General features: G+C 64.4%; 20 protein-coding genes. 11 read left to right on the top strand and 9 right to left on the bottom strand.

Annotated elements, in window-relative coordinates; all coding sequences use genetic code 11:
• Positions 1-17 precede the first annotated feature (17 nt).
• A complete protein-coding gene (locus KYE46_RS02840; protein ID WP_219003327.1) occupies positions 18-839 on the bottom strand; it encodes an ABC transporter ATP-binding protein in 822 nt (273 codons plus the stop codon).
• An 89-nt stretch (positions 840-928) separates the two neighbouring features.
• Positions 929-2,902, bottom strand: coding sequence for an AMP-binding protein (locus tag KYE46_RS02835; protein WP_219003326.1), 1,974 nt, complete (start codon positions 2,900-2,902; stop codon positions 929-931).
• Positions 2,903-3,097: 195 nt separating this feature from the next.
• On the opposite strand from KYE46_RS02835, the gene KYE46_RS02830 reads away from it, so the two are divergent.
• From KYE46_RS02830 to KYE46_RS02815, 4 genes are all read left to right on the top strand, one after another.
• On the top strand, positions 3,098-5,038 hold the full coding sequence (locus tag KYE46_RS02830) for a PAS-domain containing protein (RefSeq protein WP_219003325.1): 1,941 nt from the start codon (positions 3,098-3,100) through the stop codon (positions 5,036-5,038).
• Entirely contained in the window at positions 5,035-5,763 is a 729-nt protein-coding gene (locus tag KYE46_RS02825) for a response regulator transcription factor (protein WP_219003324.1), read from the top strand. Before KYE46_RS02830 ends, KYE46_RS02825 begins: the two co-directional genes overlap by 4 nt.
• 383 nt (positions 5,764-6,146) lie before the next feature.
• Positions 6,147-6,308, top strand: coding sequence for a hypothetical protein (locus KYE46_RS02820; RefSeq protein WP_219003323.1), 162 nt, complete (start codon positions 6,147-6,149; stop codon positions 6,306-6,308).
• The gene (locus tag KYE46_RS02815; RefSeq protein WP_219003321.1) at positions 6,305-7,351 is read left to right on the top strand and encodes a saccharopine dehydrogenase; all 1,047 of its coding nucleotides are present in this window, start codon (positions 6,305-6,307) and stop codon (positions 7,349-7,351) included. Before KYE46_RS02820 ends, KYE46_RS02815 begins: the two co-directional genes overlap by 4 nt.
• A 17-nt stretch (positions 7,352-7,368) precedes the next feature.
• Here the strand turns inward: KYE46_RS02815 and KYE46_RS02810 are convergent, their stop codons facing one another.
• Entirely contained in the window at positions 7,369-7,683 is a 315-nt protein-coding gene (locus KYE46_RS02810; protein WP_219003319.1) for a DUF3775 domain-containing protein, read from the bottom strand.
• 265 nt (positions 7,684-7,948) lie between these two features.
• On the opposite strand from KYE46_RS02810, the gene KYE46_RS02805 reads away from it, so the two are divergent.
• The 4 genes from KYE46_RS02805 to KYE46_RS02790 all read left to right on the top strand — a co-directional run bounded on the left by KYE46_RS02805 (position 7,949) and on the right by KYE46_RS02790 (position 10,156).
• Positions 7,949-8,455 (top strand): sigma-70 family RNA polymerase sigma factor, encoded by a 507-nt coding sequence (locus KYE46_RS02805; RefSeq protein ID WP_219004984.1) that lies wholly within the window; start codon positions 7,949-7,951, stop codon positions 8,453-8,455.
• A 9-nt stretch (positions 8,456-8,464) separates the two neighbouring features.
• Positions 8,465-9,124: a ChrR family anti-sigma-E factor gene (locus KYE46_RS02800; RefSeq protein WP_219003317.1), complete on the top strand. Its 660-nt coding sequence runs from the start codon at positions 8,465-8,467 to the stop codon at positions 9,122-9,124.
• 108 nt (positions 9,125-9,232) lie between these two features.
• Positions 9,233-9,496, top strand: a complete 264-nt coding sequence (locus KYE46_RS02795) for a hypothetical protein (RefSeq protein ID WP_219003315.1) — start codon at positions 9,233-9,235, stop codon at positions 9,494-9,496.
• Between the two features lie 6 nt (positions 9,497-9,502).
• Positions 9,503-10,156 (top strand): RluA family pseudouridine synthase, encoded by a 654-nt coding sequence (locus tag KYE46_RS02790; protein ID WP_219003313.1) that lies wholly within the window; start codon positions 9,503-9,505, stop codon positions 10,154-10,156.
• Between the two features lie 352 nt (positions 10,157-10,508).
• Here the strand turns inward: KYE46_RS02790 and KYE46_RS02785 are convergent, their stop codons facing one another.
• On the bottom strand, positions 10,509-11,942 hold the full coding sequence (locus KYE46_RS02785; RefSeq protein WP_219003311.1) for an aldehyde dehydrogenase family protein: 1,434 nt from the start codon (positions 11,940-11,942) through the stop codon (positions 10,509-10,511).
• Between the two features lie 213 nt (positions 11,943-12,155).
• Between KYE46_RS02785 and KYE46_RS02780 the strand changes: the two genes are divergently transcribed.
• Entirely contained in the window at positions 12,156-12,809 is a 654-nt protein-coding gene (locus tag KYE46_RS02780) for a peroxiredoxin (RefSeq protein ID WP_219003309.1), read from the top strand.
• 93 nt (positions 12,810-12,902) lie between these two features.
• On the opposite strand, the gene KYE46_RS02775 is transcribed toward KYE46_RS02780, so the two are convergent.
• The 3 genes from KYE46_RS02775 to pnp form a co-directional block, all read right to left on the bottom strand.
• Complete coding sequence (locus KYE46_RS02775; protein WP_219003306.1) at positions 12,903-13,523, bottom strand: L,D-transpeptidase; 621 nt, start codon at positions 13,521-13,523, stop codon at positions 12,903-12,905.
• 212 nt (positions 13,524-13,735) lie between these two features.
• Positions 13,736-13,930 (bottom strand): hypothetical protein, encoded by a 195-nt coding sequence (locus KYE46_RS02770; protein WP_219003304.1) that lies wholly within the window; start codon positions 13,928-13,930, stop codon positions 13,736-13,738.
• Entirely contained in the window at positions 13,923-16,049 is a 2,127-nt protein-coding gene (gene pnp, locus KYE46_RS02765; RefSeq protein WP_219003303.1) for a polyribonucleotide nucleotidyltransferase, read from the bottom strand. The genes KYE46_RS02770 and pnp overlap by 8 nt, the downstream gene beginning before the upstream one ends.
• A gap of 328 nt (positions 16,050-16,377) precedes the next feature.
• On the opposite strand from pnp, the gene KYE46_RS02760 reads away from it, so the two are divergent.
• Both KYE46_RS02760 and KYE46_RS02755 read left to right on the top strand, forming a co-directional pair.
• Positions 16,378-16,851, top strand: coding sequence for a GAF domain-containing protein (locus tag KYE46_RS02760; protein WP_219003302.1), 474 nt, complete (start codon positions 16,378-16,380; stop codon positions 16,849-16,851).
• A gap of 54 nt (positions 16,852-16,905) precedes the next feature.
• Positions 16,906-17,529, top strand: a complete 624-nt coding sequence (locus KYE46_RS02755) for an HWE histidine kinase domain-containing protein (protein ID WP_219003301.1) — start codon at positions 16,906-16,908, stop codon at positions 17,527-17,529.
• A gap of 7 nt (positions 17,530-17,536) precedes the next feature.
• On the opposite strand, the gene KYE46_RS02750 is transcribed toward KYE46_RS02755, so the two are convergent.
• Together KYE46_RS02750 and rpsO are read right to left on the bottom strand one after the other, a co-directional pair.
• On the bottom strand, positions 17,537-18,256 hold the full coding sequence (locus KYE46_RS02750) for a sterol desaturase family protein (RefSeq protein WP_219003300.1): 720 nt from the start codon (positions 18,254-18,256) through the stop codon (positions 17,537-17,539).
• A gap of 149 nt (positions 18,257-18,405) precedes the next feature.
• A complete protein-coding gene (gene rpsO / locus KYE46_RS02745) occupies positions 18,406-18,675 on the bottom strand; it encodes a 30S ribosomal protein S15 (RefSeq protein ID WP_219003299.1) in 270 nt (89 codons plus the stop codon).
• Positions 18,676-19,078 lie beyond the last annotated feature (403 nt).

Raw genomic sequence — 19,078 nt, 5'->3', positions numbered from 1 at the left:
CGGCGATGCGGTGGCGCTCAGTCATGGGCCACCCCCAGGTAGGCGTCGATCACTTCCTGGTTGTTGCGCACCTCGTCCGGCGTGCCGTCCCCGATCTTCTTGCCATAGTCCATCACGACCACCCGGTCGGACAGGTCCATCACCACGCCCATGTCATGCTCGATCAGCACGATGGTGGTGCCGAATTCGTCGTTCACGTCGAGGATGAAGCGGCTCATGTCCTCTTTCTCTTCGACGTTCATGCCCGCCATCGGCTCGTCCAGCAGTAGGATCTGCGGCTCGGCGGCCAGCGCGCGGGCCAGCTCGACGCGCTTCTTCAAACCGTAAGGCAGGCGGCCCACCGGCGTCTTGCGGATCGCCTGAATTTCCAGAAAATCAATGACTTCCTCTACCTTCGCGCGGTTGGCGACCTCTTCGGCATCGGCGCTGCCCCACCACATCGCCTGTCCCAGAAGGCCGGTCTTCATGTGGTTGAGCCGCCCGGTCATGACGTTGTCCAGCACGCTCATCCCCTCGAAGAGCGCGATGTTCTGGAACGTCCGGGCGATGCCCTGCCGCGCCACCTGGTAGGGCTTCATCGGCGGGCGCTTCTCGCCGCGATACATCACCTCGCCCTCCTGCGGATTGTAGAACCCGCTGATGACGTTCAGCATCGAGGATTTGCCCGCCCCGTTCGGTCCGATGATCGCGCGGATCTCGCCTTCGCGCACGTCGAACGAGATGTTCTTGATCGCCTCCACACCGCCGAAACGCAGCGTGATCGCGCGCATTTCCAGTACCACGGGGCCGATCTTGCGGCCATCGGCGGTCACGTGACCTTCTGTTGCACTATCGAGCATTCAGGACGTCTCCTCAGCAGCGGTCCGAGCGGGATGGAGGGTGGGGCGAAGGGCGAGGCCCGAGCGTCTTTGCGCAGCAAACCCGCCCATCATTCCGCCGCCATCCGGCCGTGATCGACAGCCACCGTTTCGGCGTCGATGATCTTCAGCGTGGCCGAGATCTTGCCCTTGCGGCCGTCCTCGTAGGTCACTTCCGTCTCGGTGTATTGTTCGGACTTGCCGCTGTAGAGCGCGTCGATCAGGTCGGCGAATTTCTCTTCCACGATCTTGCGGCGCACCTTGCGGGTCCGGGTCATTTCGCCGTCATCGGCGTCCAGTTCCTTGTGCAGCACAAGGAAGCGCTGCACCTGGCAATGGGCCAGCATCGGATCTTCCGCGACGGAGCGGTTGACCGCCTCCACGTGTCCCTTGAGCGAGGCCAGAACCTGCGGATGCCCCGCAAGCTCCTGATAGGAGGCATAAGCGATGTTGTTGCGCTCGGCCCAGTTGCCCACGGCGCCGAGGTCGATGTTGAGGAAGGCGGTGCAATATTCGCGCTCGTTGCCGAAGACGACCGCTTCAAGGATGTCGGGGTAGAACTTCAGCTTGTTCTCCACGAACTTCGGCGCGAACAACCCGCCCTGCGCCATCTTGCCCACGTCCTTGGCGCGGTCGAGGATGCGCAGATGGCCGGTGTCTTCCTCGATGAAACCCGCGTCACCGGTGGCGACCCAGCCTTCCGCGTCCTTGGTGGAGGCGGTGCTTTCAGGGTTCTTGAAGTATTCCACGAAGGTGCCGGGAGAGCGGTAGAAGACCTCGCCATTCTCGCCGATCTTCAGCTCCACGCCGGGTGACGGGACGCCCACGGTGTCGGGACGCACCTCGCTGTCGGGTTGCTGGGTGATGAAAACGCTCGCCTCGGTCTGCCCGTAGAGCTGCTTCAGGTTGATGCCCAGCGCCCGGTAGAAATCGAAGATCTCCGGCCCGATCGCCTCGCCCGCCGTGTAGCCCACCCGCACGCGGCTCATGCCCAGCGTGTTCTTCAGCGGCCCGATCACCAACAGGTTGTCCATCGCATAGGCCAGTTTCTCGCCGGCGCTGACGGGCTTGCCGTCGAGGATTTTCGGCCCGGTCTCTTTCGAGCGCGCCATGGCCCGGTCGAAGAGCTTCTTCTTGAAGCGGCTCGCGTCCTCCATCCGGATCATCACGCTGGTCAGCAGCGATTCGAAGACGCGGGGCGGCGCGAAGAAATACGTCGGCCCGATCTCGCGCAGGTCGGTCATCATCGTCTCGGCGCTTTCCGGGCAGTTCACGCAGAAACCGCTCCAATAGGCCTGTCCGATGGAGAAGATGAAATCGCCGACCCATGCCATCGGCAGATAGGCCAGCACCTCGTCATCGGCGCGCAGCCCGTCGAATTCGCAGGAGGCACGCGAGGTCTCGATGATGTTGCGGTTCGACAGGACCACGCCCTTGGGCTTGCCCGTGGTCCCCGAGGTGTAGAGCATCACGCAGGTGCTGTCGTAATCCAGCTCCGCCTCGCGGGCTTGCAGCTCGGGCAGCAGCCGCTCGCGCTCTTCGCGACCGCGCGCCTGCACCTCGTCGAGCGGGCTCATCAAGCTGTGGTCGTATTTCCGCATCCCGCGCTTGTCGACGTAGATGATCTGCTCGATGCCCGACAGCGTCTCCTGCGCCTCGATCACTTTGTCGACCTGCTCCTGATCGCCGCCGATGACGAACCGCGCGCCGCAATGTTCCAGCACGAAGGTCATCTCCTCCGACACCGCGTCCTGATAGAGCGGCACCGGCACGCCACCGGCCATCTGCACGGCGACCATGGACCAGTAAAGCGCCGGTCGGTTGCGGCCGATGATGGCGACGTAATCGCCCCGCGCCAGTCCAAGCGACACCAGCCCCAGCGACAGCGCCTCGATCTCTTCCAACGCCTCGGACCAGGTCCAGCTCTGCCAGATCCCGTATTCCTTTTCGCGGTACGCCGCCTTGCTCCCATGCTCGGCCGCGTTACGGCGCAGCAACGCGGGCACGGAATGCAGCGCGTCCGAAGACGTCTTGATCTCAGCCATTTATCCTCCCTTCGCCGACCCTCCCGGTCGACGTGCGTCGGGCGCCCTCTCGAAGCGGAGCGTTTCCCGACGGCACCACCGTGCCACAGAAGCATAATCGATCAAGCGTTACCTGACTTTGTCGCAAACCTTTCGAATTGTTACAGCGCCGCGCGCGACCTTGGCGAAGCGCCGCCGGGCCGCTAGCCATGGAGGATGGCAAGCGACCCCAAGACAAGCACTTACACCCGCGCCGGGCTGAACCTGATCCAGCAGGCGCTCTCGATCTATGACGCCGATCTCAGGCTCGCCGTGTCGAACCGCCCGTTCAAGGAGATGTTCGGCCTGCCCGATCACCTCACCACCCCCGGCGCCCGTTTCGACGAGACCATCGCCTTCCTTGTCGCCGCCGGCGAATACGGCAAGGTCGCCGACCCCGAGGCCTTCATACAGGAACGCGTCAATCAGGCGCTCGCCTTCGTGCCCCACTACGTCGAGAGGGTCCGCGCCAACGGCCGCGCGATCAGTGTCGAGGGCTCGCCCCTACCCGAGGGCGGCTGGGTCACCGTCTACACCGACATCACCGACACCAAGCGGCAGGAGGCCCTGCTGCGCTCCCGCTCCGAAGAGCTCTCGGATCAGGTCCTGACCCATGCCGAGGAACTGGCGCTCACCAACCGCCGCCTCGCCGCCACCATCGGCCAGTTGCAGGAGGCCAAGGCCGCCCTGACCGAGATGGAGGCCCGCACCCGCCGCGTCACCGAGATGGCGCCCGCCCACATCAGCCACATCGACGCCAACGGCATCTACACCTTCACCAACCGCCGCCTGTCGTCCCTGTTGCCGGACCGCGGCAACGACATCATCGGTCTGTCGTTCGAGGAAGCGCTCGGACCCGAAGTCGCGGCCCTCCTGCGCCCGACGCTGGCCCGCGCCAGTGCTGGCGAGGCCTCGGTGATGGAATTCACCGACCCCGCCTCCGGACGGCGAATCCGCACCGCCTTCTCGCCCGACGAGCAGGCCAGCGGCAGCGTCTACCTGCTCTCTACCGATGTGACGGAAGAGGCCCAGGCCCGCACCGCGCTGGAACAGACCCACAAACGAGAACTGGCCGCCCAGCTTACCAGTGGCCTCGCCCATGATTTCGCCAACCTGCTCACGATCATCCTCGGCCTGCAGGGACGGCTGGAGAAACTCCCCCTGCCCCGCGGCGCCCACGAGCTGACCGGAGCGACCCGCATGGCGGTGCGGCGCGGAGGCCTCCTGCTCGACAAGATCGCCAACATGACCGGCGCGCGCGAGATCCGCCCGGCGCCCGTGGTGGTGCAGGACTTCCTCGCCAGCTTCACGCCCCTCGCCGAAGCCACCCTGCCGGACGACATCACGCTCAGCGTTGCCGTGGACCTGCCTCACCCGGCCCTGATGCTCGACGCCGGATCGCTGCAGGACGGGCTGCTCAACCTTGTACTCAACGCCCGCGATGGTATCGGCGCGGGTCCGGGCACCATCGCCCTGTCGCTGCGCAGCGTGCAGGACACATGGCTCGAGATCACCGTCGACGACAGCGGTCGCGGCTTCACCGAGGCGGCGCTGGATCAGGCGCTGAATCCCTTCTTCACTACCAAGGGCGACGAGGGATCGGGGCTCGGCCTCACCATGGTCTACGACCTCGTGAAGCTTGCGGGCGGCACGGTCCGGCTCTCCAACACAGCCCAAGGCGCGCGGGTTCTCCTGCGCCTGCCGCTGCGCCCCGCCGAGGCCGAGGCGCGCCCCCGTCTGATCCTGCTCGTCGATGACATCGCCGAGATCCGCGCCCATGTGCGGGACCTGCTGACAGACCTCGGGCATCAGGTGATCGAGGCCGCCAGCGCCGAGGAGGCCCGCGCCCTCGCCGACCTTCCGGGGCTGGATTGGGTCCTCTCGGATGTTCACCTCGGCGACACAGATGGTGTCGACCTGCTCGGCACCATCGCCGCACGCCATACGACGCTGCGGCTGGCGCTGATGACTTCGCTGCCCCCCGATGATCCGCTCTTCGTCGCCGGGGCCCGCCGCTGGCCGGTCCTGCGCAAACCGCTCGACGCCGGGGCACTGGCCCAGCTATTGGCACTGGAAACCGCCCTGCCCGAGCGCATAGCCACGAGCGACACCGCATGACCGACCCCGCATTGAATGCCACCACCGCCGCCCCACTCGTCACGATCCTCGATGACGAGCCGCAGATCCGCGCCATGCTGTCCGAGGCGCTCTCGGATGCGGGCTTCCGCACCGCCGCCTTTGCCCGCGCCACCGAGTTCGAAGCGGCCCTGCGTCATACCACCCCCGATGTCTGCCTCGTCGACCTCGGCCTGCCCGACCGCGACGGGCTCGCCGTGGTGCACCGGCTGGCACTGGAATCCGGCGCGGCGATCATCATCATCTCGGGCCGCGCCCAGGTGCAGGACCGCGTCACCGGACTGGAACTCGGCGCTGACGATTACATCATCAAGCCCTTCGATCCGGCCGAAGTCATCGCCCGCGTCCGCGCCCGCCTGCGCAGCCCCAAGGCGCCTGACCGCGCCCAGAACACGGCGCGATTCAACGGCTGGACGGCGCATTTCGACAGCTACATGCTGACCGACGAGAACGGAGAAGAGGTGCCCTTTTCGCACGCCGAGGGCGAGGTCCTGCGCCTCTTCCTCAACGCCCCCAAGCGGCTGATTTCCAGGCAACAGATGCAAGAGACCCTCGGCGGCGCCGCAGGCGACAGCTTCGACCGTGCCATGGACGTCCGCATCTCGCGCCTGCGCACGAAACTGGGTGAAGACCCCAAGAACCCCCGCCTGATCAAGACAATCTACGGCGCCGGCTACATCTTCCTCGGCGAAGTCACCTGGTCCTGAGCCGCACAATTGCTCTCTCAGCGTTTCTGCCTCTGGCGTAGTCTTGCGCGGCAACGTCGGATTGAGTTATATTTTCCAAGATGAAGGAGGAGCGTCGTGCTCCCAATGAAGCTGTGCGTCAGGCAGAAACGTGGTCTGAGTTTTTGGCATTGGTGGGGAGGACGGTGCCCTCCCTTTGCCGCCCCGCCTTGCCAGTTCAAGAAGCGACGCGCGCGCCTCAAACGCAGGCGCCGAGGTCACTTACCTCCGCTGCTCCCTTCATCTTGGCAAATACAACTCAATCCCCCTCTCTCCCCACGCGCCCTGGCCCGAAGCGGCTTCGCAACGGCTCGCACCTCAACCGGCGCTAGCGCGAAGCGGCGCAGCCTGCTAGCCTTGCTGCCATGGATATCCTCGCTCTCACTTTCTACGCCTCCGTCTGTGGTGTGCTCTCCCTCGCGTCGCCGGCGCTAGGCACGGCGCTGCTGCGGCTCGCCGCCGGGGCGGTCGTGGGCATAGCCGCCGCATCGGCATTGCCGCTGATCCGCAGCACGATAGGCTATTGATGCATCTCTGGGTCCGGGCCGAGGAACGCGCGAACGAGCGCCGCGTGGGCATCACCCCACAGGGCGTCGCGCGTCTTCTGGCGGAAGGGATGGAGGTCACGGTCGAGGAAAGCCCGACCCGCGTGTTGCCGATCGACGCGTACCGCCGCGCCGGCGCGCAGATCGCGTCCTCGGGTGCTTGGCGCAACGCCCCTGATGACGCCGTGATCTTCGGGCTCAAGGAGCTTCCCGCCGACACCGGCCCGCTTAGGCACCGCCACATCCTTTTTGGCCACGCCTTCAAAGGCCAGCCCGACGGTCAGGACCTACTGGCCCGTTTCAAGGCCGGGGGCGGCGCGCTCTACGACCTGGAGTATCTCGTCGACGAAACCCAGCGGCGCGTTGCCGCTTTCGGCTATTGGGCGGGCTTCGTGGGCGCCGCGCTCAGCACCGCCGCCTGGGCCGCCCAGCACCGGGGTGCCTCGATGGCGGCAGTCACCACCTGGCCCGATCAGGCCGCTCTCGTGGCGGACATCAAGGCTCAGCTCGGCGAGGCCGGGGCGCCGCCACCGACGGCGCTGATCATCGGTGCGCTGGGCCGAACCGGCACCGGCGCCGCGGCCTTCCTGCGAGAGATCGGCGTCACCGCGATTCCGTGGGACATGGCCGAAACCGCCCACGGCGGCCCGTTCCCCGAGGTCCTCTCCCACAACATCTTCCTCAATTGCATCCTCGCGATGGAGGGCGTTCCGGTCTTCGTCCCCGCCGACGCCGCCGAACATCCCCGCGCCCTGCGCGTCATCGGCGACATCGCCTGCGATCCGGACTCGGATTTCTCGCCGGTCAAGGTCTACGACCGCGTCACCACCTGGGCCGAACCGACGCTGCGCGTCGCCGAGAACCCACCGCTGGACGTCATGGCGATCGACAACCTGCCCTCGCTCCTGCCGCTCGAAAGCTCCGAGGATTTCGCCGCGCAGCTTCTGCCCCACCTCTTGACCCTGCCGCAGATCGACACCGGCATCTGGGCCCGCGCGCACGAGACCTTCCGCCAAGCCCTCTGAACCGCGCCCCTGAGGCGTCAGAGCAGATCGTCCTCCTGCCCAGCCACGTCCAGATCCAACGCCTCGGCGCCCGCTTCCAAATGGTCCGCAAAATGCGGGCTCCCGAACAGGTAATCCGCGGTCGGCACCGTCGCCTCGCGCAGCGCCACCGCCCGCGCTTCGGCGAATTCCTCGGCGTCGAAACTGCCGCGGCCGACCCAGAAAATCGCTACCAGTTCGGCCTGCTCCTCTTGGCCCAGCCGCTCGATGAACCCGCGCAATTCGCCCTCGGCGCGGCCCATTTCGTGGCCCATCAGGATCACCTGCGCCACCGCTCTCGCTGAAATCTCCATCTGTCCATCCTCCTGTCCACCCCGGCACGACACCACGCCCCACCGCGTCTCGCCTTGATGCAGAACAAACCCACCCCCGCTCCGGTGCCAGTCATTGTGATCCACTCTGGCCGCCCCATCGTAACATGAATAAGCTGATCACGAGCGGCCACGGCACCAGACCGTGGGTGCGACGGCGGATGGGGCAGAATTCCATTCGGCAACAGAGACTTGTGGAACGATCGTGACGGCAGACGAAGACTCTCAGGCGCAATGGGCCACGCAAATGGCCGCCATCGCGCAGAACCAGGATCAGGCCGCCTTTGCCGAATTGTTTCGGCATTTCGCCCCACGGGTAAAGGCGTTCCTGATGAAATCCGGGGCCGATGCCAGCCTCGCGGAGGATTGTATGCAGGACGTCATGGCCACCCTCTGGCGCAAGGCTCACATGTATGACCCCGCACGCGCCTCCGTGGCGACGTGGATCTTCACCATCGCCCGCAACCGCCGGATCGACCTGCTGCGCCGCGCCGCCCGGCCCGAGCCCGAGGATCTGCCCTGGGGCCCCGAAGCCCCGCCCGAGCAGGCCGAGGCGCTTGCCCTGCAACAAGATACCGAGCGGCTTGCCGCAGCGCTGGCCAAGCTCCCCGAAAAGCAACGCAGCCTCGTGCAGCGCGCCTATTTCGGCGATCTCTCCCATGCCGAGATCTCGCTCGAAACCGGCCTGCCCCTTGGCACCATCAAATCCCGCATCCGCCTGGCGCTCGACCGCCTGCGCCATGCCATGACCTGAAGCGAACCGATGACCGACACGCACCATACCGCCCCCGACGACGTGCTGATGGGCTATGCGACCGGCACGCTGTCGCAAGCCTTCGACCTCGTGCTCGCCACCCATGTCTCGCTCAGCGACGACGCCCGCGCCCGGCTGGAGACCTTCGAGGCACTGGGCGGGGCCGTGCTCTGCGATCTCGATGCCGAGGATCTGGACCGGGCCGCGCCCGCGCCGGACAGCCTGCAACAAACGCTCGCCAAAATAGACGGTGCAGCGCCGGCCCCGCGCCCCACCCCGCACGCGAAGGGTCTTTTTCCCGCGCCCCTGCAAGACGCGGTCGGCGGAGATGAGACCGCCGTCTCCTGGCGCGCCGTGGGCGGCGGCGTGAAGCAATGCGTGCTGCACAGCGACGAGGGCGGCATCGCCCGGCTCCTGCTGATTCCCGCGGGCCGCGAAATGCCGGTGCACAGCCACCACGGCTCGGAAATGACGCTGGTGCTGCAAGGCGCTTACCGGGATGAGGGCGGCCGCTTCGCCCGTGGCGATCTGGAGGTCGCGGACACGGAGATCACCCACCAACCCATCGCGGAGCCGGGAGAGGATTGCATCTGCCTCGTCGCCACCGACGCGAAACTGCGCTTCCGCAGCCTCCTGCCGCGGCTGGCACAGCCCTTCATCGGCATCTGACTGCGCCCCTTGGCCCGCGCAGTAATTCCCCCCCACCTAGGCGCGCGGGGGCTTTGCTGCTATGGCCTGCCTCGTACACCGGCCAAGACCCTCCGGAAGGCACCACCAATGACCGTCGCGCAGAGCATTCTCCTCACCCTGCAAGGGCTCGTGTTTCTGGCCTGGGCCTTCATGATGTTCCGCACCCTGTTCCTTTTTCGCCGCCGCAACGCCGAACAGAGCCGCGCAATGTTCCCCGGCGTGGGCGCCTTCCTGAGGCAGGCGAAATACTGGCTCACCAGCGCCGAGGATCAACGCGACCGTCGCCTCCTCCTCGCGCTGACCCTCGCACTCTTCGCGTTCAATTTTCCCGCCTTTCTGAAAGCGCAGTGACCCCCCGTGAGTTCTGATTTCGTCTATTCCCCGCCCGAGACCCCGCTGGACATCCTCCACGAGGATCACGAGCTCCTGCTGGTCAACAAACCCGCGGGCCTCCTGTCGGTGCCCGGCAAAGGCGAGCACCTGTCCGATTGCCTGATCGCCCGCCTCCAGGCCGCCTTCCCCGAGGTTCTTCTCGTCCACCGTCTCGACATGGACACCTCCGGCGTCATGGTCTTCGCCCGCACCCCGCACGCGCAACGCCACCTCGGCCTGCAATTCGAAAAGCGGCAGATGAAGAAGACCTATGTCGCCCGCGTCTGGGGCGAAGTGGCCGAAAAAGAAGGCCACATCGACCTGCCCCTCATCGTGGATTGGCCCAATCGTCCGCTGCAACACGTGAATTATGAAACCGGCAAACCCGCGCAGACCGACTGGCGCCGGATGCGGATCGAGGACGGCACCACCCGCATGCGGCTCTACCCCCGAACCGGCCGCTCCCATCAACTCCGCGTCCACATGCTCGAAATCGGCCACCCGATCCTTGGCGACCCCTTCTACGCCAAGGGCCCCGCGCGCACCTTCCCGCGCCTGATGCTCCACGCCGAAAGCCTCAAACTCCGCCACCCCGACGGCGGCATCGGCATGACCTTCCGCGCCAAGGTGCCCTTCTAGCCCTCAACCCGCGCCCCACCGCTCCTTCATCTTGGCCGATACAACTCCCGCCGGAGGCTCCCCCCGCCGCCGCGTACGCTGCTGCCCGAGAGTGCGCGCGCAATCGTCGCGCGGTCAGAGGGAGCGCCGCTCAGAAACGCCGACCGAAACACCATACGGGAGGGCGGGAGGGGCGATGCCGAAGGCAAGCGCCGCCCCCTCCAAAAAAGAAAAACCGCAGCTTTTCAAGCCACGACACCGCTGCGATCAAGAGGAAAATAAAATATTTTCAGTCAATTAGACTCAGTGCGCACGCCTGCACACCGAAAACTCAGGCGTGCGGGAAACAACTCCCCCGCACGCCAAAAATTTCTCAGCCCCAGCCGGAAACCGCCTTGGTCTCGAGGAACTCGTGCAGGCCGAAGCGCCCCCCTTCGCGCCCGTTACCGGACTGCTTGTAGCCCCCGAAAGGAGAGCCCTGGGCAAAGCCGTTGCCATTACCCTCGACCATGCCCGAGCGCAGCTGCCGCGCGACCCGGCGCAGCTTCTCGACATCGCCCGTCTGGACGTAGTTCGTCAGGCCGTAGTCCGTGTCATTGGCAATCGCCACTGCCTCGTCTTCGCTGTCGAAAGGCATGATCGACAGGACCGGTCCAAAGATTTCTTCCCGGTAGATCGTCATGTCCGGCGTCACATCCGCGAAGACCGTGGGGCGGATATAATAACCGCGGTTGAGGTTCTCCGGACGGCCAGTCCCGCCCGCGATCAGCTTGGCACCCTCGTCGATGCCGACCTGGATCAGGTCCTGGATCTTGTTGAACTGCAGCTCCGACACCGCCGGCCCGATATGGCGGCCTTCTTCCGAGGCCGGACCCACGGTGACCTTGGCCGCCGTCTCGGCCGCCTGCTCCACCGCTTCGTCGTAGCGCGAGCGCTCGACCAGCATCCGGGTCGGCGCGTTGCACGACTGACCGGTATTGCGGAAGCAGCGGATCACGCCTTGCTTCACGGCCTTCTCGTCGGCATCCGCGAAGATGATGTTCGCCCCCTTGCCGCCCAACTCGAGGCTGATGCGCTTGATCGTGTCAGCGCCCGCTTTCGAGATCAGACGCCCGGCCCGGGTGGAGCCGGTGAAGCTGACCATATCCACGTCCTTGTGCGCCGACAGCTGGCTGCCAACGCCCGGTCCGTCACCGTTCACCATGTTGTAGACGCCCGCAGGCACGCCCGCCTCGTCCATCATCTCGGAGAACAGGATGCCCGAGAGCGGCGCGATCTCGGAGGGTTTGAGTATCATCGTGCAGCCGGTCAGCAACGCAGGCACGACCTTCAGGACGATCTGGTTCATCGGCCAGTTCCACGGCGTGATCAGGGCGCAGACACCGATCGGTTCGTAGACCGTCCGCTCGTTCGGGGCCCAGTCGCCCAGGGGATGATCCCAGACGAAATCCTTCGCCGCCTTGATGAACCCTTCGAGGTGCCAGGAGCCGGCGCCGACCTGTTGCGCGCGGGCGAGGTCCTGGGGCGCGCCCATCTCGCGGCTGATCGCCTGCGCCATGTCCTCGGAACGGGCCTTGTAGACCTCCAGCAACTTCTCGGCCACCGCGATGCGCTCGGCCGGGTCGGTCTGGCTCCAGCTGGTGAAGGCGCGGCGCGCCGCGGCCACGGCGGCGTCGGTGTCGGCTTGGTCGCCGAGCGAAATCGTCTCGCAGACTTCCTCGGTCGAGGGGTCGATGACGGCCAGATCGCGGGCCTTGGCCGGGGCCACCCATTTGCCGTCGATGTAGAAATTCTTTGCGTTGCTCATCGGAGCCTCCGGTCTGTTTCGCGCGAGACCGTGACATTGCGGCGACGCCACCGCAAGACCCTGCGTTCGCCCCTGTGGAGACAGTCGGAACGCCCGTTCGCGGAGGAAGCCTCGGCGCCGATGACAGCCCTTATCGCGCGCGGTACCTTCACCCCTTGCCGGAGACCCCCTATGTAGAACCCGAACTGCCACCAAACAGGAAAGGAACGAGACATGGGCCTTCGCATCAACGACGAGATCCCGAACATCACGGTCGAGACCGACCAAGGCACCACTTCGCTGCACGATTTCGTGGGCGATCAGTGGGCGATCCTGTTCTCCCACCCCAAGGATTTCACGCCTGTCTGCACCACCGAGTTTGGCGCCGTCGCACAACTGGCCGACGAATGGGCCGCTCGGAACACCAAGGTGATCGGCGTCTCCGTGGACGGCGTGGAAGAGCACAAGCGGTGGAAGAACGACATCCAATCCGTCGCCGGCGCCGAGCCGACCTTCCCGATCATCGCCGACCCCGAGCTGGAGGTCTCCAAGGCTTTCGACATGCTCCCCGCCGAGGCCTACCTGCCTGACGGTCGCACGCCAAATGACACCGCCACCGTGCGCGCGGTCTTCATCATCGGTCCGGACAAGAAGCTGAAGCTGACGATGACCTACCCGATGAACGTGGGCCGCAACTTCGCCGAGGTGCTGCGTGCGCTCGACGGGTTGCAGACCGCTGCAAAGGAAAACGTGGCCACGCCCGCGAACTGGACACCGGGTCAGGATGTCGTCGTGCCGGTCGCCGTCTCGGACGAGGATGCGATCGCGAAATACGGCTCGATCGACACGAAGCTGCCCTACCTGCGGATGGCGAAGCTGCCGGGCTGAGGCCTTCAGCGAAGACCAGCATACAGCACACCAAAGACGAGAAAGCCCCGGCATCGACCGGGGCTTTTTCATGGGCGCAATTGTCAGGTGAACCTAGCTGTGCAGGATCGCCCGGCGACCGGGCGTCACGTTCTCGGCCAGCGCGATGACGTGGTCGTTGACCAGACGCACGCAACCGGACGAGGCCGAGGTACCGATCGACCACGGCTGCGGCGTGCCATGGATGCGCAGGTACGTGTCGCGACCGCCCGCGTAGAGGTAGAGGGCACGGGCGCCCAAGGGGTTGTCGGGGCCACCGGGAACGCCGCCCGCATATTGGCCGTAAACCTCAGGCTCGCGGCGGATCATGTTCGCGGTGGGCGTCCAGGACGGCCACTCCACCACACGCTGGATGCGGAAGTTGCCGGGCTGGTAGAGCCCTGCACGCCCCACGGCGACGCCGTAACGCATGGCGGTTCCGCCCTCTTCGATGTGGTACAGGAAGCGCGCTTTCGGATCCACGTGGATGTCGCCAGCGTTCAGGCCATCGTTGGCGGCGACGCGTGTCGGCATGAAGCGGGGATGCAGGCCCCAGGGGTTCTGGCCCCCGGCACCACCGGTATCGGGTGCTTCGTCGATCTCGATCCCAACGGCATCTTGCGCAAGCGCGGGGGACACCAGAGCGCTGGAAAACAGCGTCGTCGTGGTGACAATGAAATGGCGGCGGGTCAGCATTTTATTCGTCCTTATCGGTCGTATAGCGGATTTTCATCCAAGAATCAGTCGTTTCTATTGTTTGCATTGTAACCTCTGCGAACAAGACCCCAGAGGGTCGCGCCCAGTCACAATGATGTAAGGAAAACCGTAACATCGGCGTAAAAGTTCCTGCCGCTACTTTTTTCGTGAAGAAGGCTGTGGCCTGGACCTTCCCGCGACGACAAGAACAGTCACCGGGAAACACCATGATCAGCCAGAACCATCTTGCGGCGCATGGCGCGGGAATTGCGCAGGGAGAGGCCGCCGTTCTTCGGAATATGGATAAACAGATGTTTGACGATGCCCAGATGATACCGGGCAATCGCCTTTAGCTGCCGGGACGAGAATTTGTCTTCAAACCTCGTCCCGAGAAGTGCCTTAGGCATCTGCCTTGGAGACTTCTTCGCCAGTTTCCTGGTCGACCATCTTCATCGCAAGGCGGACCTTGCCGCGATCGTCGAAGCCCAGGAGCTTGACCCAGACTTCCTGGCCCTCGGAGAGGACGTCGGAGGGGTGGTTCAGGCGCTCGTTCTTGATCTGGGACACGTGGACCAGGCCATCGCGCTTGCCGAAGAAGTTCACGAAGGCGCCGAAGTCGACGATCTTCACGACCTTGCCCTTGTAGATCTTGCCCTCTTCCGGCTCCGCCACGATCGAGTGAATCATGTCGTAGGCCTTCTTGATGGCTTCACCGTTCGGCGAGGCGATCTTGATGATGCCTTCGTCGTTGATGTCGACCTTGGCGCCCGAGACTTCCACGATCTCGCGGATGACCTTGCCGCCCGAGCCGATCACTTCACGGATCTTGTCGGTCGGGATCTGCATGGTCTCGATGCGCGGCGCGTGCTCGGAGAACTCACCCGCTTCGGACACGGCTTTCGCCATCTCGCCGAGGATGTGGAGACGACCGGCTTTCGCCTGCTCCAGCGCCTTTTCCATGATCTCTTGCGTGATGCCGGCGACCTTGATGTCCATCTGCAGGGACGTGATGCCCGCTTCGGTACCGGCAACCTTGAAGTCCATGTCGCCGAGGTGATCTTCGTCACCCAGGATGTCGGACAGGATGCCGTAGGAGCCGTCCTCTTCCAGCACCAGACCCATGGCGACACCGGCAACCGCTGCCTTCAGCGGAACGCCCGCGTCCATCATGGAGAGGGAGCCACCGCAAACGGACGCCATGGAGGACGAGCCGTTGGATTCAGTGATCTCGGAGACCATGCGCACGGTGTAGGGGAAGTCGGTCGGGGCGGGCAGAACCGCCTGCAGGGCGCGCCATGCCAGCTTGCCGTGACCGATCTCGCGGCGGCCCGGAGGGCCCACGCGACCTGCTTCGCCGACCGAGTAGGGCGGGAAGTTGTAATGCAGCAGGAAGTTGGATTTGAAGTTGCCGTGCAGCGCGTCGATGAACTGCTCGTCGTCACCGGTGCCGAGCGTGGTGACGCAAAGCGCCTGGGTCTCGCCACGGGTGAACAGCGCGGAGCCGTGGGTCCGGGGCAGGACCTTGGTCTCGGCCACGATGTCACGGATCTCGTCCAGGGCACGGCCGTCGATGCGGCGACCGTTCTTGACGACGTCCGAACGAAGCACGGTGGATTCCAGCTTCTTCAGGGCGGCGGAGAGGTTCGGATCCTCCAGCTGCTCCTCCGAGAGGCCTTCCTTCACGCCTTCCTTGACGGCGGCAACGGCGGCCTGACGCTCCAGCTTGTCGGAGATCGCATAGGCTTCGCGCATCTTGTCTTCGCCGGCGGAACGAACGGCTTCGAACAGCTCCGAGTAATCGGGGGCCTGGAAGTCGAACGGCTCTTTCGCGGCGTCTTCGGCCAGATCGATGATCAGGTCGATGACCGGCTGGATGCTGTCGTGGGCGAATTTCACCGCGCCGAGCATTTCGGATTCGGTCAGCTCATAGGCTTCCGATTCCACCATCATCACGGCGTCCTTGGTGCCTGCAACAACCAGATCGAGGCGCTGATCGGGGTTGTTGCGCAGATCGTGCATGTCGTCGATCTCGGGGTTCAGGATGTATTCGCCATCCTCGAAGCCCACGCGGCAACCGGCGATCGGGCCGCGGAACGGCGCACCGGAGATGGTCAGCGCAGCGGAAGCCGCGATCATCGCGACCATGTCGGGGTCGTTGACGAGGTCGTGGGACAGCACGGTGCACATCACGAGGGTTTCGTTCTTGAAACCGGGGACGAACAGCGGGCGGATCGGACGGTCGATCAGACGCGCGGTGAGTGTTTCCTTCTCGGTGGGGCGGGCCTCACGCTTGAAGAAACCGCCGGGGACCTTGCCCGCAGCGTAGTATTTTTCCTGGTAGTGAACCGTAAGCGGGAAGAAATCCATTCCGGGCTTCGGTTGCTTGGCGAAGGTCACGTTCGCCATGACGGAGGTTTCCCCCAACGTCGCAATGACAGACCCATCGGCCTGGCGAGCCACACGGCCGGTTTCCAGCGTCAGCGTTTCTTCGCCCCACTGGATCTCTTTCTTAACAATGTTGAACATCTAGTTTCCTATTCGAGGGCACTCCGCGCCCCTGCGCGGTCCCTCATCCATATGGCGGCCCCATTGCCGCCGACCCCTGTCCTTTGCGAACGCCGGGGTCAGAGCGTCTCGTCTCAGATAGAGCGCCCATACAGTAATTTTTGTTGTTTGGAAACCGTCTCGCGCATAGAGACGGATGAACGGCGAATTTGCTGCAGATACGCCGTGCATTGCCATATCGGAACTAACAGCTATCTAAGCCGAAACAATCTGTTACTCTGAAGAACGTTCGTTAAGCCTGAGGAATGGTCTGATTGGGGGGGCCTCCATGCGACCTGATAGTTACAGAATGCCTAAACCACTTGATAACGAGGGCGAATTTCCGAGCGTCGCCCCTCAGGACCACGAACAGATTCTAGGCGACACCGAGCGTCTGAACAGTCTGGCCCAGACAGGGTTGATGGACTCGGACAAGGAAGAGGGCTTCGACCGCCTTTCGCGGCTGGCGTCCCGGCTGCTTGGCGTACCGGTCAGCCTCGTGTCCCTCGTCGATTCCAAGCGCCAATTCTTCAAGGCAGAAGAGGGTTTGCAGGGTCATTACGCGGAAACGCGCGAAACCCCGCTGACCCATTCGTTCTGCCAATATGTTGTCACCACCGAAGAAAGCCTCGCCGTGGTCGATGCGCGCGAACATCCCCTGCTATCGGACAATGCCGCGATCGAGGATCTGAACGTCATCGCCTACCTGGGCGAGCCGCTGCACGCGCCGGACGGGGCGATCATCGGCTCTTTCTGCGCGATCAGCGACCAGCCCCGGACGTGATCGGACGAAGATCGCAAGATACTCCGCGATGTCACCAACCTTGCAGAAGACCAGATGCGGCTGCAGGCCAACGCCCGGCGCAACCTGATGCTGGTCGAGGAAATGAGCCACAGGCTGAAGAACCTCTTCACGGTAACCAGCAGCCTTCTGCGTCTTTCGGCGCGCGAGGCAGAGGACAAGGCCAGCATGGTCAATCTGCTGGAGGGACGGATCACCGCGCTGGCCCGGTCCCATAACCTCGCGCTTGGCAAGGACGATGATCACATCACCGGCCTGAAGGTCTTGGTCGAAGCGGCGCTGGCGCCCTACGCCGATGCCGAGGGCCTCGACCTGCACCTGACAGGTCCGCTGCTCGACCTGACGCCGGAAGCGGTGACCTACATCGCGCTGACCTTCCACGAATTGGCCACCAATGCCTCGAAATACGGCGCGCTGAGCCGTCCCGGAGGGGCGCTTCACGTGACGTGGAGCCAGACGGACGAGGGAATCGAATTGTTCTGGGAGGAACGCGCCGAGGTTGAGAACCTCGAGGCATCCTCCGGCTTCGGGTCAGATCTTCTGAACGATGCAGTCCAGTTCGGCCTTGGCGGAGAGCTTCAGCGCGACTTGAAGGAAACCGGGATACATTACCGGATCACCCTGCCGCTGACCGTGCTCAACAACGCATCCGAGGCTTGATCCGATCCTACCGCGCCCGACCCCGGTGCGGCATGGACGGCAGTCCCCACGCCTTGCGCGCCGTGACGAGGCGTAGGTCCTCGGGATCCATGCCCATCGACAGGATCGTTTCAGGATCGAACCGGTCCCGCGCCTGCTCTCGCTGGTAGGTGGTGCCGAACAGGCGGTCGATCCATCCCATACCGAACGAGACGTGAAACGTCGCGTCGTGATCGTTGAAATGATGGCGCAGATGGCTCTGCGTGACGGCTTTGCCAAACCATCCCTTCGGCACCTGCAGATGGGCGAGCGTGTGGCAGTATTCGTAGAACGCAAAGGCGCTGACCGACCCGCCGAAAAGCGCGACGTAGGACAGGAAGGCGGCGGTCTCGAGGCCCAGAAACGGCCAGAGCACAAGCGTGTGCAGCAGGGTCGAGACAAGCCCGAACCTGACCGCGTACCAATTGTCACCGCCGGTGAAGAACTCGGGATTGGCCGGAAACTCGTGGTGTCCGATGTGGCTCCGGTAGAGCTCGTTGAAGGGGCTCTGGTCCGTTGGCGGCTCGCGATGCAGCAGGAAGCGATGCATCACGTATTCCACGAAGAACTGCACCACGATGCCATAGAGAAGCGCCGGGATCAGTAGGGGCGTCCAGAAGGCGACGGCCGGCCCGACCGCTAGCAGCCACAGGGGGAAGAGCCGTTGCAGGCTTCCCATGTTCGCCAACACCCGCAAAGTAGGTATCATCGGCCGTCCTCCCGCCAAAAACCTACGAAGGCCGCGGGCACCGATCAATCCTGACGCTACGTTTCCTGCTGTCCGCGCAATCCGGCGTGCCAAACGCAAAACGCCCACCGAAAGGCGGGCGCTGCAAGATCTTCTGACCGGGAGCCGTCTTAGCGACGGATGCCCAGGCGCTTGATCAGGTCCTGGTAACGGGCCTCATCCTTGGCGCGTGCGTAGTCCAGAAGCTTCCGGCGCTGCGCAACCATCATCAACAGACCACGACGGGAGTGGTTGTCTTTCTTGTGGCTTTTGAAGTGCTCGGTCAGGGTCGCGATACGGCTGGTGAGGATGGCAACCTGAACTTCAGGGGAGCCGGTGTCGCCTTCTTTGGTGGCGAACTCTTTCATCAGACGTGCTTTTTCTTCAGGCGTAATCGACATCGGGGTCTCCTTCGAGATTAAGGGTTATGGCGCAAGCCGGGATGTCGTCCAGCAGGGCCCATGGAGGGTCTGACCCGGGTTTTCCGGCACAGATGCGCGCAGCTACACCGAATCGCCGCACGATGAAACCCCCCGCGTCACTTGCGCCCGAGATGACAGGGCTCCGTTAACCACAGCCGCAAAAACAAGGCGAATTTGGCTGAAATAATGCGTATGAAGCCCCCGAGGCTTTAGATTTCAGCAATGCCTTGTCCATAGAAATGGACGCCCCGGTGGTCTGACCGCGATCACGCTCGACGCGTGGCGCCCGTGTCGACCATCCGGCCTGTTGCCAGAAGGCAGGGGCCCGGCCCGTCGCAGCCTTGCGTCCGGCCAGCATTCGTCGCCCGCCACGCCACCGCCG

It is taken from the genome of Gymnodinialimonas ceratoperidinii (genome assembly GCF_019297855.1).
GTDB classification, from domain to species: Bacteria; Pseudomonadota; Alphaproteobacteria; order Rhodobacterales; family Rhodobacteraceae; genus Gymnodinialimonas; species Gymnodinialimonas ceratoperidinii.
Note: the sequence above shows the minus strand (reverse complement) of the source record. Positions and strands in the feature narration are given on the sequence as shown.

Bases quoted from the DNA above. Each gene is read 5' to 3' on its own strand.
- KYE46_RS02840 (WP_219003327.1), bottom strand. From the start codon at position 839: ATGCTCGATAGTGCAACAGAAGGTCACGTGACCGCCGATGGCCGCAAG.
- KYE46_RS02835 (WP_219003326.1), bottom strand. From the start codon at position 2,902: ATGGCTGAGATCAAGACGTCTTCGGACGCGCTGCATTCCGTGCCCGCG.
- KYE46_RS02830 (WP_219003325.1), top strand. From the start codon at position 3,098: ATGGCAAGCGACCCCAAGACAAGCACTTACACCCGCGCCGGGCTGAAC.
- KYE46_RS02825 (WP_219003324.1), top strand. From the start codon at position 5,035: ATGACCGACCCCGCATTGAATGCCACCACCGCCGCCCCACTCGTCACG.
- KYE46_RS02820 (WP_219003323.1), top strand. From the start codon at position 6,147: ATGGATATCCTCGCTCTCACTTTCTACGCCTCCGTCTGTGGTGTGCTC.
- KYE46_RS02810 (WP_219003319.1), bottom strand. From the start codon at position 7,683: ATGGAGATTTCAGCGAGAGCGGTGGCGCAGGTGATCCTGATGGGCCAC.
- KYE46_RS02805 (WP_219004984.1), top strand. From the start codon at position 7,949: ATGGCCGCCATCGCGCAGAACCAGGATCAGGCCGCCTTTGCCGAATTG.
- KYE46_RS02800 (WP_219003317.1), top strand. From the start codon at position 8,465: ATGACCGACACGCACCATACCGCCCCCGACGACGTGCTGATGGGCTAT.
- KYE46_RS02795 (WP_219003315.1), top strand. From the start codon at position 9,233: ATGACCGTCGCGCAGAGCATTCTCCTCACCCTGCAAGGGCTCGTGTTT.
- KYE46_RS02785 (WP_219003311.1), bottom strand. From the start codon at position 11,942: ATGAGCAACGCAAAGAATTTCTACATCGACGGCAAATGGGTGGCCCCG.
- KYE46_RS02780 (WP_219003309.1), top strand. From the start codon at position 12,156: ATGGGCCTTCGCATCAACGACGAGATCCCGAACATCACGGTCGAGACC.
- KYE46_RS02775 (WP_219003306.1), bottom strand. From the start codon at position 13,523: ATGCTGACCCGCCGCCATTTCATTGTCACCACGACGACGCTGTTTTCC.
- KYE46_RS02770 (WP_219003304.1), bottom strand. From the start codon at position 13,930: ATGCCTAAGGCACTTCTCGGGACGAGGTTTGAAGACAAATTCTCGTCC.
- pnp (WP_219003303.1), bottom strand. From the start codon at position 16,049: ATGTTCAACATTGTTAAGAAAGAGATCCAGTGGGGCGAAGAAACGCTG.
- KYE46_RS02760 (WP_219003302.1), top strand. From the start codon at position 16,378: ATGCCTAAACCACTTGATAACGAGGGCGAATTTCCGAGCGTCGCCCCT.
- KYE46_RS02755 (WP_219003301.1), top strand. From the start codon at position 16,906: ATGCGGCTGCAGGCCAACGCCCGGCGCAACCTGATGCTGGTCGAGGAA.
- KYE46_RS02750 (WP_219003300.1), bottom strand. From the start codon at position 18,256: ATGATACCTACTTTGCGGGTGTTGGCGAACATGGGAAGCCTGCAACGG.
- rpsO (WP_219003299.1), bottom strand. From the start codon at position 18,675: ATGTCGATTACGCCTGAAGAAAAAGCACGTCTGATGAAAGAGTTCGCC.